A 13471-nucleotide genomic window follows, 5' to 3' on the forward strand; every position below is an offset into this window, starting at 1 on the left:
ATAAACATATGAATAGAATAGACACAAAATTGATTGGTACAGACCTTAAGATTGCCATTGTGGCCGGAAGATTCAATGACTTCATCACATCCCAGCTCGTCAGCGGGGCAGAAGGGGCGCTCGTCAGCCACGATGTGAATACTGAAGACATCGACCTCATCTACGTTCCAGGTGCATTTGAAATCCCGCTTGCAGCCAAGACGCTGGCGGAGTCGGGAAATTATGACGCGGTGGTGGCACTCGGCTGTGTCATCCGCGGCAGTACGACGCATTATGACTATGTTTGCAATGAGGCGGCCAAGGGCATTTCCCAAGCTGGCCTCACTACAGGCGTCCCCGTCATGTTCGGTATCATCACCACCGAAAATATCGAGCAGGCAATCGAGCGTGCAGGAACCAAGGCCGGAAACAAAGGTGCGGAAACCGCAACCGGTGCCATCGAAATGGCCAACCTCATGAAAAAGATACGATGATCGAAAAGCCGATGGAAATCGGCTTTTTGTCATTTCTTTGCCATATAACCGTCAATAATGGAAAAGCAGGGGCGAAGGAAATCATGCTATGATTTCATATATAGAAGGATAAAGGAGAAATACCCATGAAACTGAAACTTTTGATGTTTGGAATGATACTGAGCCTCGCTGTGCTGTCTGCCTGTGGCAATGGTGGGGACATGGAAGGCGAAATGAATCATGACAATCCGAGCGAGGATGAGGTGCGGTCGCTCGAAGTCGATCTGGAAGTGCCGGAGAGCGCTGACGCTGGTGAAGCGGTCGAGTTTACAGCTCACGTACATTCTAACGGCGAGGATGTCACGGACGCGGATAAAGTGATGTATGAAGTGAAGTCTGGCGAGGAGAGCCTGGAAAATATTGAAGCGCAGCATGATGCGGATGGGGTCTACACCATCGAGTATACATTCGAAGAAGCGGGCACCTATACGGTCATTTCACATGTCGACGCAATGCAGCTGCATACGATGCCACAAGCCGAGATCACTGTAGAGTAGACCGGGTCCCCATGTAGATACTGCTGTTTGTAAAGTGACCTCTTAAGGTTTACAATATATATAGATTGGAAGCTTGAAATCAGGAGGAAACCATGAATTTGCAGGATAAAACTTATATCGTATCGAGTGCTGTCACACCGCTCGGCAAGGAACTGTCCATGCATCTGGCAGAGCAGGGTGCAAATGTCATTCTTGCAGGGCTTGAACACGTGGAGCTGGACAATCTTCTGAATGCGCTCCAGGAGCGTTCGGAAGGCAATCATAAGGTGGTCCTTCTGGAACAGTCAAAAGAGATCGACTGGGTGGCTACCGTTGAGGAAATTCAGCAGGATTATAATACATTGAATGGAATCATACTTGTCCATACCATTTTCACAGAGAACCGGTCTGTGTATGATGTGTCATTTGATGAATTCAACCAGGTGATGTATGAGCATGTATGGGGAACGTACCTCGGCATCCGCACACTCAGGCCCATGCTCAAGGATGAAAGGGATGCCAAGATCATCAATGTCATCGAGCCGTCGTTTGAAGATGTATTTGAGAGAAACCTGTATTATACAGTGACCGGGGCCATTGAGGCACTCACACATTCCACTGCTGCTGAGCTGAGGAAAGAGGATGTGGATGTATATGCACTGAGCTACAGACCATCCATAAGGTATGAGGAATCACCGCAACGTTCGAATTCTGAAGCGATCAGTACGGTCATGTCGATCCTTTCAGGCTCTGAAGATGCACCGAATGGCAATACAATCATCATCAACTAATACTGACCCACGTCATCTGATGCCTATCGGATGGCTTTATTTTTTATTGAAACCGTTTAATTGCTTGAAAATACAAACTTTCAGTGTATAATTGTAACTGTGATTATCGGTGATAATCATTATCAATTAAGGTGGATTAATATGATACATAAACTATTCAGACTGGACATCATGATTCTATTATTGGTCGTGCTATCAATTATTTCGATGTTTGTGGGCGTCGTCGACCTTTCTCCTGGTGACCTTTTCAACTTGAGTGACAACCAGAAGAACATCATCATGGAGAGTCGGTTTCCAAGGACAGTAGCCATCATCATCGCAGGGGCGTCACTGAGTGTATGTGGGCTGATCATGCAGCAGCTGACCCGCAACAAATTCGTTTCCCCCACCACTGCGGGAACGATGGATTGGGCACGGCTCGGCATATTGATCGCACTGATGTTTTTTCCGACCGCCAGCCTTCTGGTGAAACTGCTTTTTGCCTCTGCATTGAGCCTGGCAGGCACACTGCTGTTCATGCAGATCATCCAGCGTGTACAGTTCAAGGATGTTGTATTCGTCCCACTTATCGGGCTGATGCTTGGGAATGTGGTTTCGAGCGTAGCGACATTCCTCAGTCTGAGGACGAATTCAATCCAGTCGCTATCCAGCTGGCTGCAGGGGGATTTTTCAATCATCATTTCAGGACGGTATGAGGTCCTATACATAAGCATTCCATTCCTGATTGTCGCTCTGCTCTATGCCAATCAATTTACGATTGCAGGAATGGGGCAGGATTTTTCGAAAAATCTTGGACTCAACTACAGACGAGTGATAAACATAGGTCTGCTTATTACTGCAGTGATTACAGCACTTGTAGTCGTCACTGTGGGAATGCTGCCATTCCTTGGCCTGATCATCCCCAATATCATTTCAATATTCCGGGGAGACCATCTGAAGAATACGATTCTTCTGACCGCAGTACTCGGGGCAGTATTTGTAATGATATGTGATATTCTGGGACGTCTGATCATATTCCCCTACGAAATCTCCATCGGGCTGATGATCGGTGTCATAGGAAGTTTCATCTTCTTGATCATGATATTCAGGAGGGTGAAATCAAATGCATAATGGAAAGAATAACCGCCTGCTTCTCATATTGACAATCGCCACTCTGGCCATCGCAGGCTTCTACATCCTCTATCAGTTGAATTTCGACATATTGTTCTACCAGCTTCCTTCCCGGGTGAACCGGGTGGTGACCATGCTGATCGTCGGCATAGCGATTGCGGTTTCGACAGTCATCTTCCAGACGATCACCAAGAACCGCATACTGACTCCATCGATCATGGGGCTGGATTCGGTCTATCTCTTCATACAGACCATCATTGTATTCATAGTGGGGACGAGCTCACCACTGCTGACCAATGACTTTGTCAACTATCTGGTCAGCATGCTCGGTCTCGTCGTCTTTACCGTACTGGTCTTCAAGTACCTTTTCAGGCTTACCGGCAATCACGTATTCCTGCTTCTGCTGATCGGAATCATACTGGGAACATTTTTCAACAGCCTGTCGACCTTCATGCAGATGCTGATCAACCCGGATGATTTCCTGATCCTGCAGAATTCCATGTTTGCATCATTCAATGCCATCAATGATTCCCTGATCTGGATCACCGGAGCGATTGTTCTCCTCATGCTGATCATAGTGCTCAGGGACTTCCATTCCTTGGATGTGATTGCACTCGGTCGGGATCATGCGATAAACTTGGGTATAAACTACGATAGAAAAGTTTCCCAGCTTCTGCTTATTATTGCCGTTCTGGTATCGGTCTCGACCGCACTTGTCGGACCAATCATGTTTCTCGGCCTGCTCGTCGTCAACCTGGCGCATGAAATGTTCAAAACGTTCAAGCACCGCTACCTGCTCCTTGGGAGTACATTGATTGCGGTGATTACATTGCTTCTCGGTCAGATGCTGACTCAATATGTGTTCAACCAGGCGGTTGAAATCAGTGTAATCATCAATCTTGTCGGTGGGGTGTACTTCATCATACTAATGCTTAAGGAGAGTCGAAGATGATCGATCTTAAAGGTATATCAAAAATTTACGGCCAAAAGAAAGTAGTCAATGACGTATCCGTCTCAATTGCCAAGGGGAAAGTCACCTCCTTCATCGGACCGAACGGTGCCGGGAAGAGTACGCTGCTGTCCATGATTACACGTCTGCTCGACCAGGACAGCGGAGAGGTACTGCTTGAAGGGAAGAACATTCTCCAGGCGCCGAGTGATGCGCTTGCCAAGAAGATTGCCATCCTGAAGCAGTCCAATCACATGGATCTTAAGATTACGGTACGTGAACTGATCAGTTTCGGCCGCTTCCCCTATTCAAAGGGAAGGCTGAACGAGAGGGATCATGAAATCATCGATGAGGCGATCAGCTACATGGAACTTGAAGAGTTCGAGGACCGGTATATCGATGAACTGTCCGGCGGGCAGAGGCAGCGTGTATACATCGCCATGACGATTGCCCAGGATACGGAATACATCTTCCTCGACGAGCCGCTCAACAACCTTGACATGAAGCACTCTGTGCAGATCATGCAGATTTTGAGGAGACTGGTGAGGGAACGCAACAAAACGATCATCATCGTCATCCATGACATCAATTTTGCTTCCTGCTATTCCGACAATATTGTTGCCATGAAAGATGGAAAAGTGGCAATCAGCGGCAAAAAGGATGATGTCATCAAGAAGGAAATCCTTGAGGATATATATGAAATGGACATCAACATAGAATGCATCTACGGACAGCAGATATGCGTGTACTTCGATGAACACGAGGATGCTTCGGTGGACGACTTCATCGAGGATCAGGTTCGGGCATAGTCTATGGAGTGCATACACATTTAAGGAGGTGATGGGGACTTATCGGATATATGGATGTTTTTAGTGGGGGCTGAAAACACTAATTGGAAAGAGGAATGGAAATGAAGAAATTTTACTTATTGTTTACTGTAATGGTACTCATGGTCCTTGCAGCATGTGGAAATGGAGAAAGTACATCCGAAGGTGCAGAATCCGAAAGTGAAGCGTCGGAAACTGAAGGCACCGAGACTGTCGAAGTGGAAAACCAGTTCACGATTTCCGATGAATCTGCCGAAGGTGAAGAAGCAAGCGAAGAAGTGTCGGAAACGGTGGAAGTGCCGGTAAATCCGGAGAAAGTTGCAGTATTCGACTATGGTGCGCTTTCTACTATCCATGAGCTTGGTGAGTCGGACAGTGTTGTCGGACTGCCAAAAGGACAAAGCTCAAGTACCCTGCCTGATGAGCTTGAAGCGTTTCAGGGAGATGAGTATGCAAATCTTGGTACACTGAAAGATCCGGACTTTGAGAAAGTTGCTGAACTGCAGCCTGAAGTCATCATGATTTCAGGACGTCAGGCGACTTCTGCCATCATCGATGAGTTTGAGAAAGCAGCTCCGGATGCCCAGATCCTGTATGTGGCGCCTTCCAATGAAAACTACTTTGAAGAAGTCAAACATTACACCCAGATGATTGGGGACATCTATGACAAGTCTTCAGAAGCAGAGTCACTGATTGCAGATTTGGACAGCAAAATCGAAGAAGTGAAGCAGAAAGTGGCGGATACTGATGAAACAATGCTGTTCGTCATGGCAAATGAAGGTGAACTTTCAGCGCACGGACCAGGTGGACGTTACGGATTTCTTTTTGAGGACCTGGGCTTTGAACCAGTAGATGAGGAGATCTCGACTACAAGACATGGCCAGGCCATCAGTTACGAATATATCAATGATAGGAACCCAGGCATCATCCTTGCCCTCGACAGGGGCAGTGCGATTGGTGGAGAATCCTCCTCCAGCACAGTCCTTGATAATAATGTCATTCAGGATGTGGATGCAATCAAAAATGACAGAATCGTCGATCTCGACGCCAAACTCTGGTACCTCGCTTCCGGAGGCGTGATGACGACAATCGGTCAGCTGGAAGAAATCGAGCAGGCTCTGGAACAATAGAAAAAGAAAGGCCCATCAAAAAATTGATGGGCCTTTTGGTATATGCAATGTTATTTTTGGCGTTCTGCACGCCTATAGACCGGTTCCCCGATGATGCGGACTTCACGATTGAGGGTCACACCAAAGAGAGAGTAGACTTTTTTCTGGACATATTCAATCAGGGCTTCATAATCACCTGCTGTGCCACCATCCACATTCACCATGAATCCGGCATGCTTCTTCGAGACTTCGACACCACCGATGCGGTGACCCTGAAGACCAGCTTCCTGGATGAGCTTCCCTGCAAAATTGCCGGGTGGCCTCTGAAAGACACTCCCGCATGACGGATATTCCAGAGGCTGTTTGGATGAGCGGCGTTCTGTCAGATCATCCATCATTTTCTGGATATCCTCCAATTTACCGGGCTTCAGACTGAATTTGGCTTCGACCACAGCATAGTCATTTTCCTGGACCATGCTTTTCCTGTATTCGAGTCCCAGTTCCTCATTCTTTAGTGTAATCCTTTTACCAGTTTCGTCCAAAACGGTGACTTCCGTGAGACAGTCCTTGATTTCGCCGCCGTAGGCACCCGCGTTCATATAGACAGCACCCCCGACACTCCCGGGGATGCCACAGGCAAATTCCATGCCGGTCAGCGACAGGTCTCTTGCGTAGTTGGATACATCAATGATGGCACGGCCGCTGCCCACTGTAATGACACTATTTGACTCGTATAAATAATTTAACTCGAGCAGGTTCAATACAATACCACGGACGCCGCCATCCCGTATGATGATGTTCGAACCATTCCCCAGATATGTCACGGGAATATGGTTCTCGTGGCTGTACTGGAGGACGCGGGAGGCATCTTCAATGTCATGAACAGTGATATAGAAGTCCGCTGGCCCGCCGGTCCGGGTATATGTATAGTTTTTTAGGGGTTCATATGTTTTGATTTCTGAGTGGTCCAAAAGGGACCTTAAATCCTCTTCGATTTGAGTATGGTTCACCATAACGTTTCCTTTCAAGACAAAATACTTATCACCATTATAATGGAATCTCTGTCCCTTTGCCAATCCAATATGCATTCCGTTGTGATGATTTATGATGTGTGCTATATTTTGTTTAGCATTTGGAGCAGGCGCAGTCCCCACTATAACAATATGAAAGTGTGACCTTCTTTGCAGAATAAAAAAAAATCAATCAGTACATTCGTATTGTTGTCGGTCTTCCTGTTGGCAGGGTGTACTTCTGGATTCCGCGCAGATTTTGAGAGCTACATGACAGACATGGAAGACGTCCATGCACTGGATTCGGAATATGATGAGAAGATGAGCCAGTTGGAAATCGGTGATCTGCCGGAAGAGCTTTCCCCGAGAAACCAGGATATCGATATGGAAAGATTGGTTTCCCTGAGTGAAACGCTCGATCAGGAAATCATGCCCCATGTCACACAGATGAAAGATGCTGTTGAAACCGTCGAGGTTTCCAATGAAGAGCTGGTGGAGCTTCATGATTCATACATTGAGAGTCTGGACCTGAAGCAGAGCTTCGTTCAGCAGCTGAACGATTATATAGAAACATATTATATGTCGGTCCGTTCCAATGAAGCACTCATCCAATTGAGTCAGACGTTCATGGAAAATCAGGAGGAAAGGGATGCTGTGATCGATTCCATCAGCAGTGAGGATGAGACTGAAGAAATAGATGCACTCATTGCCCAGATCAATGAAAACAGTACAGAGCTGGAAGAGGAGTCGGAAGTGCTGCAGCAGGATGAATCAAGGGTCGAGAAGATGGCCCATATCGATGAAGTCATGCTTCCCCTCATCAATGATCATATAGAGTCACTGAACCAGATGAACCTCGAAACAGACAGGGGCGTGCGTGTCCGGAGCCTGACACTTGAGATGTACTATGGTTTCGAAAAATACTACCAGGAGCGCAAGAATACGATGCAATATAATGAACAGCTTCAGGAACTGCAACTCCAGAACATCCTGCCATTGCGGGAGACCTATCAGCAGATGGACGAGGAGTACTATGAGCGGCTGAACGAAATAGAGAGCGAACTGTCATAGTTCGCTCTCTATTTATCTTCTCCCTTGTCCGACTGCTGTCTGTGCATCGGATGGTTGGGATCTTTTTCAATTTTGGAGATGAAGAGGTTTCTGAGGATCACGGTCGTAATCCAGAATGCAAATACGGCAAGCAGTATGATCGATACGGCTCTGTTGTTCTCGAAGTCGAGCATGAACAGCAGAACGACAATCAGCAGCGCTGCATTGATAGTATCCAGAAACGTCCATCTTTTAAGTGGTTTATTATTCATGTCATTCCTCCAATCCTTGCCATTATAGCATAGTAGGGAAGCCGATTTGCTAAATCAGGCAATAAATGATAAGTTATTAACAGTTTAATGAGAAGGTGATGAAATGCTAACGAAAACAACATCGATTGAAGCTTTTCAAAAGTTGTTGCAGGATAACAAGGATTTCTTTTTTATGAAGCACAGCAGTACATGTCCGATTTCAGCCGATGCCTTCGAAGAATTCCAGAAGTTCCATTATGAACGGGATATGGATGGATATTATCTGGTAGTTCAGGATCACCGGAAACTTTCCGACTATATCGCTGAACAATTTGCTATCAAACATGAATCTCCCCAAGCTTTCTATTTTGAGGGTGGAAAGCTCAAGTGGAGTGACTCACACCATAATATTACACTCAAGAACCTCTCCTCAGTAGAAGATTAGGACCAGGATTGCGATAAGCAATCCTGGTTTTTTATATTGGATTGAACATTACACGGTTCTGCCCCTGTTTTTTGGCTGCATGGAGCATGTCATCCGCTTCTTTGAGAAGCCTGCCTTTTGTAGCAGGGGCGACAAACTGGTAGCCCACACCGATCGAGACGGTCAGATGTACGGTCTCAGTGTCATTGACATGGAAGTTTGAGCGTTCGACACTGTTGCGGATCGCCTCGGCCAGCCTGACCGTCTTGTCGAAGGACAGGTCCGGTATGATCATGGAGAATTCCTCTCCGCTGCTCCTGAAAAGCATACCGCCGGTCGGCACATGGTTGTTCAGAAGGTGGGCCATCTGCCTGATCAGTGCATCCCCCGAGGCATGGCTGTGCTCATCGTTGATCAGGCTGAAATTATCGATATCGATGAGCAGCAGGCTGAGCGTGTCACTGTCATCAAGAAGGTGGACGATGGCATTGTCGAGGGACTTCACATTTCCCAGCTGGGTGAGGAAATCCTTATACTCCTCCTCCTCATAGCGTTTCAGCAGCCTGAGTATCATATTGATGTCCTCATACATCATCATCGCAAAGAACATTACGGTGGTGCTTGCCAGGACGAACACGAGCATCTGGAATGGGTTGAGCGCCTGGACAAAGAAATGGATGTTGATGACATACAGGGAAGTGAAGATGATGCTTGCTGCTGTGAGCTCCTTCAGCTTCTGGAATTTCAGGAAAGGCAGTATCATCATGATCAGGATGTACAGGATGAAGAATATGAGATAGAGCTGCCAATCAAAATTGAAGATCATATGGTGGAACATGAAGACGATCAGTACCGAACCGATGATCAGGTAGGGTACGCTGTATTTCACCAGAATCAGCAATGGAATGAAGTAGAGGCTGAAGACCATATCATACATGTGGATGGGCACCATCAGCAGCAGTACGGACAGAGTGGTCATCAGCAGTGCCTGGAAGAATTCCGAATCGATGAACCTGCGGTCTTCCAGGTACTGGAGCCGGTGGAACAAGTATATGCCGGTGATGGTGATTGAAATATTCAGTACGAAGTCAATGAGCATATACTTTCCCCCTCCAGTGCATCTTTTATTCCAATTCCAGGTTTTCGCGCAGCTCTCTTCTCAGCTGATTGTATGATTCATCATTCGGAAGGAAGTACCATAGACCATCATCCAGCCTCTGATCCGTACCTTCCAGTGTAAGGCGTTCCATATTCTTTGCAGCCTCCTGGTAGTCCGAACGGAGGGCGTTGAGCTCACCAAATGGAATATCGGTCTTTACATTGTCGCTCAATACATTCAATACAGAGTTGAAGTTGGTGATTGTCTGCAGGCTCATGATTTCCTGGGCAATGCCCTGGACCACCTGCTGCTGCCTGTGCTGTCGGCCGGAGTCGCCGCCTGCACCTTCCGATTTTCTGCTTCTTGAGAAGGCGAGGGCCATATCTCCATCCATTTCGTAGGTCTCACCGGCTGTGAACTGGTAGCCCGACTGCTGGAAAGTATCCTGGCTTGTTATGGTGACGCCGCCGATTTCATCGATGATTGTAGTGAAGCCGTCCATGTTGATGGACACGAAGTGGTCGATGGGCAGATCCAGAAAATTCTCGACAGTGCGTTTCGCCATATCAGGTCCTCCGTATGCGTAGGCATGATTTATCTTCTCGACCGTGCCCCGATCTGCAATCTCTGTACGTGTATCCCGGGGAATGCTGACTATTTTCCCCTCATCGGTATTGGGATTCAGGGTGACAACCATTATCGTGTCGGAACGCTGGCCCATGCCGCTTGCATTGCGGTCCTGGTCATCATCCGTACCGAACAGCACGACAGAGACAGGGTCTCCATTCCGGAAGCTGACATCCGTTTCCCTGAGTTCCGAAGTGGCATTGGAAAAATCATCATCAAACACCTGGCCGGCAGTGCCCTTAAGCTGGAAGTAGACATAGGCGATAAGCCCCGCAAAAACGATGACTGATATCAGGATGAGAGCAAGCAATACTTTTATTGCAGGGTGCATCCGTCTTTTTTCTGTTCTTTTCATTAAAAATCTCCTTTGATATGGTGACATAATTATACAACGAAACCCATGGTATTGAAAAATATAAATGTGCAAAAACAGGTGCGCGTTCCATAAATAAAGTGGAATGTGATATAGTGAATTGGAAATATTTAAGACGGTGATGATATGTATACTCTATTTCTATTGACGGTGTCATTCTTGATTTCTTTGATTCTGATGCCAATCTTCATATGGGGAAGCCGTAAATTCGGCTTTGTCGATTATCCAAACAGCAGAAAAGTGCATTTAAAACCTATACCATACCTCGGAGGTGTGGCAATTCTGATCTCCTTTGCGATCGGCGTGCTCATCTCCCGTCCAATCGAGGCGGAATACAAAGCAATCATCCTCGGGGGAATCGTCATCGTTATTGTGGGCATCATCGACGACAAGTATGATTTGAAGCCGGGCCTCAAGCTCATCGGCCAGATAGCGGCCAGCCTGGTGCCGGTCTCCTATGGCATCCTTATCGACCGCATTACACCGTTTGGCATCGAAATCGAGTTTGGCATATTGGCCATCCCGATTACGATCCTCTGGATGGTGGGCATCATCAATGCCATCAACCTGGTTGACGGACTGGATGGGCTGGCGACGGGTGTTTCCATCATTGCGTTGACCAGCATCGGATTCATCACCATTCTGCAGGGCAACATCTTTGTCATGATGATATGCGTCATACTCATCGGCGCCTGCCTTGGCTTTCTGGTGTACAACTTCCATCCGGCCAAGATATTCCTCGGGGACAACGGGGCGATGCTGCTCGGTTTCATCATCAGCGTCGTCTCACTGATGGGCTTCAAGAATATTACGCTGATTTCTTTGTTCTTCCCCATCATCATTCTGGCGGTGCCTTTCATAGACATGTTCTTTGCAGCATTGCGGCGCTACCGCAGCAATGTCTCGCTGGTAAAGGCGGACCGCAGCCACCTCCACCACCGGCTGCAGAACCTGGGGTATACGCACGCCGAAAGTGTCGTGCTGATCTATTTCATCGCTGCACTCTATTCGGGGGCGAGCATCATCCTCTATCTGTCCACAATTCCGGGATCGGTCATCATCATTCTGCTGCTGATCCTTACGACGGAAATCATAGTTGAGGCGACCAACCTCATCGACAGTGACAGAAAACCAGTCCTGGACTTTGCAAGAAGGCTGTTCCACCGCATATTCCCATAGCTACTCTACGGCACTTTCGGCCTGGATCATCTCCAATTCCTCCAGGCTGGCGGTGTCTTTTGTGATTTCCTGGACACGTTTGAGAAATGCCTCCCGTCCGGTTTCACGGACATGAACCAGGTAGGTGACCTTGTCTGTATAGGCCGTGTCCCTGATGGTGGTGTCGGAACCTTCCAGTTCATGTTCAAAGCGGTTCGTATACGTGTAGTCCATCGTAATCCTGTATGGTACGACATCGATTTCGACCACTTTTCCAGCTGCATTCACAGCATCGGATGCGGCACCGGAGTAGGCACGGATCAGTCCGCCTGCACCGAGCTTGATGCCGCCGAAATACCTGGTGACCACGACGGTCACATTATAGAGCCCTTCCCGTTTGAGCACTTCAAGGATGGGCACCCCCGCCGTGCCGGAAGGTTCTCCGTCATCATCCGCCTTCTGGATCAGGGCGCTCGGAGTGATGATGTATGCACTGCAGTTGTGGTTGGCATCCTTGTGCTGCGATTTGACGGAGTTTATGAAGGTTTTTGCCGCTTCTTCGGAATCCGTCCGCTGGATGTATGCAATGAAGCGTGATTTGTTGATGGTCGTTTCGGCAGTCGTGTCTATTCTGTTCATATACTGCTGTTCCATATATGTTCACCTCTAGAAACATATTAACACATGGACGGAATCCTTAGGAATGTAGTAAACTATATATCAAGTGTGAATGGGAAATTGAAGTGTGAATGGAAATTGGAGGAACCAGTATGAAGATAGCGGTAGTAGTGGATTCAACGTCCTATCTGCCCACAGGGCTGAAAGAAAAATATGATATCCGTACCATCCCGCTCAACGTCATCATGGGTGAACAGTCATATAAAGAGGATGAAGACATTGGCAACGAAGCGTTTTTCGAAGAGATGCGCCGGATGGACGAGCTGCCGAGAACGAGCCAGCCGTCGATCGGCGACTATATCCTGCTCCTCGAATCTTTGAGGAGCGAAGGGTTTACGGATGTAGTCAGCATCCATCTCTCAAGCCGGCTCAGCGGCACCTACCAGAATGCGATGGCTGCAGGCCAGAGTGTCGAAGGCATCAAAATGCATGCAGTAGACTCTGAAATCGCCTGCTATGTCGAGGGATTCCTGGCGCTCTATGCAGCGCAGAACAAGGACAGGCTCCCACTCGATACACTGCTTGAGCGGCTGGAAGAGATGAAGCGCAGGAAGAATACGAATGCATACCTTATCGTCGACACCCTGTCGAACCTTCAGAAGGGCGGACGCCTGTCGAATGCCCAGGCGATTGTCGGCAGCATGCTCAAGGTCAAGCCGATACTCCAATTCCAAGAGGGAAAGATCGTACCGTTCGAAAAGATACGGACGAAGAAGAAGGCGATGAGCCGGGTGGAGGAAGTGTTTGCCAAAGAGATGGAACGTCACAAGGGCAAACCGGTGACAGCCGTCATCATCCACAGCAACGCAGAAGAAGAAGGCATGAAATGGATGGAAAGCCTGCAGGCGGACTATCCGGAAATTACATTCAGGTTGAGCTACTTCGGCCCGGTAATCGCAACGCATCTTGGTGAGGGTGCGCTCGGGCTCGGATATACGACCTACGAAATTGATACAGACTACTGATTATAGAATCAGGGACGCAGCCATCTTTGCTGCGTCCTTTTTTAATTGCCATAAAAAGGAGA

The 13471-nt window shown here is 47.7% G+C and carries 16 protein-coding genes; 11 read left to right on the plus strand and 5 right to left on the minus strand.

Translation table 11 applies throughout. The features are described 5' to 3' along the window. Positions 1-8 precede the first annotated feature (8 nt). The 7 genes from ribH (at position 9) to BO53_RS0108625 (ending at position 5795) form a co-directional block, all read left to right on the plus strand. Positions 9-473 carry a 6,7-dimethyl-8-ribityllumazine synthase gene (gene ribH, locus BO53_RS0108595; protein WP_031547293.1) on the plus strand — a complete coding sequence of 155 codons (465 nt, stop codon included), beginning with the start codon at positions 9-11 and terminating at the stop codon, positions 471-473. 125 nt (positions 474-598) lie between these two features. Continuing rightward, on the plus strand, positions 599-1009 hold the full coding sequence (locus BO53_RS0108600) for a FixH family protein (protein WP_031547295.1): 411 nt from the start codon (positions 599-601) through the stop codon (positions 1007-1009). Between the two features lie 92 nt (positions 1010-1101). After that, positions 1102-1779 (plus strand): SDR family oxidoreductase, encoded by a 678-nt coding sequence (locus tag BO53_RS0108605; RefSeq protein WP_031547297.1) that lies wholly within the window; start codon positions 1102-1104, stop codon positions 1777-1779. A 141-nt stretch (positions 1780-1920) separates the two neighbouring features. Next, positions 1921-2889 carry an ABC transporter permease gene (locus BO53_RS0108610; protein ID WP_031547298.1) on the plus strand — a complete coding sequence of 323 codons (969 nt, stop codon included), beginning with the start codon at positions 1921-1923 and terminating at the stop codon, positions 2887-2889. Then, entirely contained in the window at positions 2882-3841 is a 960-nt protein-coding gene (locus BO53_RS0108615) for an iron chelate uptake ABC transporter family permease subunit (protein WP_031547299.1), read from the plus strand. The genes BO53_RS0108610 and BO53_RS0108615 overlap by 8 nt, the downstream gene beginning before the upstream one ends. Continuing rightward, positions 3838-4647, plus strand: a complete 810-nt coding sequence (locus BO53_RS0108620; protein WP_031547301.1) for an iron ABC transporter ATP-binding protein — start codon at positions 3838-3840, stop codon at positions 4645-4647. The genes BO53_RS0108615 and BO53_RS0108620 overlap by 4 nt, the downstream gene beginning before the upstream one ends. Before the next feature lie 101 nt (positions 4648-4748). After that, positions 4749-5795, plus strand: coding sequence for a siderophore ABC transporter substrate-binding protein (locus BO53_RS0108625; RefSeq protein ID WP_031547303.1), 1047 nt, complete (start codon positions 4749-4751; stop codon positions 5793-5795). A 50-nt stretch (positions 5796-5845) separates the two neighbouring features. On the opposite strand, the gene murB is transcribed toward BO53_RS0108625, so the two are convergent. Continuing rightward, on the minus strand, positions 5846-6787 hold the full coding sequence (gene murB / locus BO53_RS0108630; RefSeq protein ID WP_031547306.1) for a UDP-N-acetylmuramate dehydrogenase: 942 nt from the start codon (positions 6785-6787) through the stop codon (positions 5846-5848). A 168-nt stretch (positions 6788-6955) separates the two neighbouring features. Between murB and BO53_RS0108635 the strand changes: the two genes are divergently transcribed. Continuing rightward, on the plus strand, positions 6956-7855 hold the full coding sequence (locus BO53_RS0108635; protein ID WP_031547307.1) for an EMYY motif lipoprotein: 900 nt from the start codon (positions 6956-6958) through the stop codon (positions 7853-7855). Positions 7856-7863: 8 nt separating this feature from the next. Here BO53_RS0108635 and BO53_RS0108640 read toward each other — a convergent pair whose 3' ends face one another. After that, positions 7864-8106: a hypothetical protein gene (locus tag BO53_RS0108640; RefSeq protein WP_031547308.1), complete on the minus strand. Its 243-nt coding sequence runs from the start codon at positions 8104-8106 to the stop codon at positions 7864-7866. A gap of 103 nt (positions 8107-8209) precedes the next feature. Between BO53_RS0108640 and ytxJ the strand changes: the two genes are divergently transcribed. Further along, positions 8210-8530: a bacillithiol system redox-active protein YtxJ gene (gene ytxJ, locus BO53_RS0108645; protein ID WP_031547310.1), complete on the plus strand. Its 321-nt coding sequence runs from the start codon at positions 8210-8212 to the stop codon at positions 8528-8530. Positions 8531-8561: 31 nt separating this feature from the next. Here the strand turns inward: ytxJ and gdpS are convergent, their stop codons facing one another. Continuing rightward, a complete protein-coding gene (gdpS, locus tag BO53_RS0108650; protein WP_031547312.1) occupies positions 8562-9608 on the minus strand; it encodes a GGDEF domain-containing protein GdpS in 1047 nt (348 codons plus the stop codon). A gap of 25 nt (positions 9609-9633) precedes the next feature. Then, a complete protein-coding gene (locus BO53_RS0108655; RefSeq protein ID WP_031547315.1) occupies positions 9634-10590 on the minus strand; it encodes an LCP family glycopolymer transferase in 957 nt (318 codons plus the stop codon). 144 nt (positions 10591-10734) lie between these two features. Between BO53_RS0108655 and BO53_RS0108660 the strand changes: the two genes are divergently transcribed. Next, positions 10735-11787: a glycosyltransferase family 4 protein gene (locus BO53_RS0108660; RefSeq protein ID WP_031547317.1), complete on the plus strand. Its 1053-nt coding sequence runs from the start codon at positions 10735-10737 to the stop codon at positions 11785-11787. On the opposite strand, the gene BO53_RS0108665 is transcribed toward BO53_RS0108660, so the two are convergent. Then, positions 11788-12420 carry a YigZ family protein gene (locus BO53_RS0108665; RefSeq protein ID WP_031547318.1) on the minus strand — a complete coding sequence of 211 codons (633 nt, stop codon included), beginning with the start codon at positions 12418-12420 and terminating at the stop codon, positions 11788-11790. Positions 12421-12536: 116 nt separating this feature from the next. On the opposite strand from BO53_RS0108665, the gene BO53_RS0108670 reads away from it, so the two are divergent. After that, positions 12537-13409, plus strand: coding sequence for a DegV family protein (locus tag BO53_RS0108670; RefSeq protein WP_031547319.1), 873 nt, complete (start codon positions 12537-12539; stop codon positions 13407-13409). The last annotated feature ends 62 nt before the right edge of the window (positions 13410-13471 follow it).

The organism is Salinicoccus luteus DSM 17002 (assembly GCF_000712035.1).
Taxonomy (GTDB): domain Bacteria; phylum Bacillota; class Bacilli; order Staphylococcales; family Salinicoccaceae; genus Salinicoccus; species Salinicoccus luteus.

Bases quoted from the DNA above. Each gene is read 5' to 3' on its own strand.
- ribH (WP_031547293.1), top strand. From the start codon at position 9: ATGAATAGAATAGACACAAAATTGATTGGTACAGACCTTAAGATTGCC.
- BO53_RS0108600 (WP_031547295.1), top strand. From the start codon at position 599: ATGAAACTGAAACTTTTGATGTTTGGAATGATACTGAGCCTCGCTGTG.
- BO53_RS0108605 (WP_031547297.1), top strand. From the start codon at position 1,102: ATGAATTTGCAGGATAAAACTTATATCGTATCGAGTGCTGTCACACCG.
- BO53_RS0108610 (WP_031547298.1), top strand. From the start codon at position 1,921: ATGATACATAAACTATTCAGACTGGACATCATGATTCTATTATTGGTC.
- BO53_RS0108615 (WP_031547299.1), top strand. From the start codon at position 2,882: ATGCATAATGGAAAGAATAACCGCCTGCTTCTCATATTGACAATCGCC.
- BO53_RS0108620 (WP_031547301.1), top strand. From the start codon at position 3,838: ATGATCGATCTTAAAGGTATATCAAAAATTTACGGCCAAAAGAAAGTA.
- BO53_RS0108625 (WP_031547303.1), top strand. From the start codon at position 4,749: ATGAAGAAATTTTACTTATTGTTTACTGTAATGGTACTCATGGTCCTT.
- murB (WP_031547306.1), bottom strand. From the start codon at position 6,787: ATGGTGAACCATACTCAAATCGAAGAGGATTTAAGGTCCCTTTTGGAC.
- BO53_RS0108640 (WP_031547308.1), bottom strand. From the start codon at position 8,106: ATGAATAATAAACCACTTAAAAGATGGACGTTTCTGGATACTATCAAT.
- ytxJ (WP_031547310.1), top strand. From the start codon at position 8,210: ATGCTAACGAAAACAACATCGATTGAAGCTTTTCAAAAGTTGTTGCAG.
- gdpS (WP_031547312.1), bottom strand. From the start codon at position 9,608: ATGCTCATTGACTTCGTACTGAATATTTCAATCACCATCACCGGCATA.
- BO53_RS0108655 (WP_031547315.1), bottom strand. From the start codon at position 10,590: ATGAAAAGAACAGAAAAAAGACGGATGCACCCTGCAATAAAAGTATTG.
- BO53_RS0108660 (WP_031547317.1), top strand. From the start codon at position 10,735: ATGTATACTCTATTTCTATTGACGGTGTCATTCTTGATTTCTTTGATT.
- BO53_RS0108665 (WP_031547318.1), bottom strand. From the start codon at position 12,420: ATGGAACAGCAGTATATGAACAGAATAGACACGACTGCCGAAACGACC.
- BO53_RS0108670 (WP_031547319.1), top strand. From the start codon at position 12,537: ATGAAGATAGCGGTAGTAGTGGATTCAACGTCCTATCTGCCCACAGGG.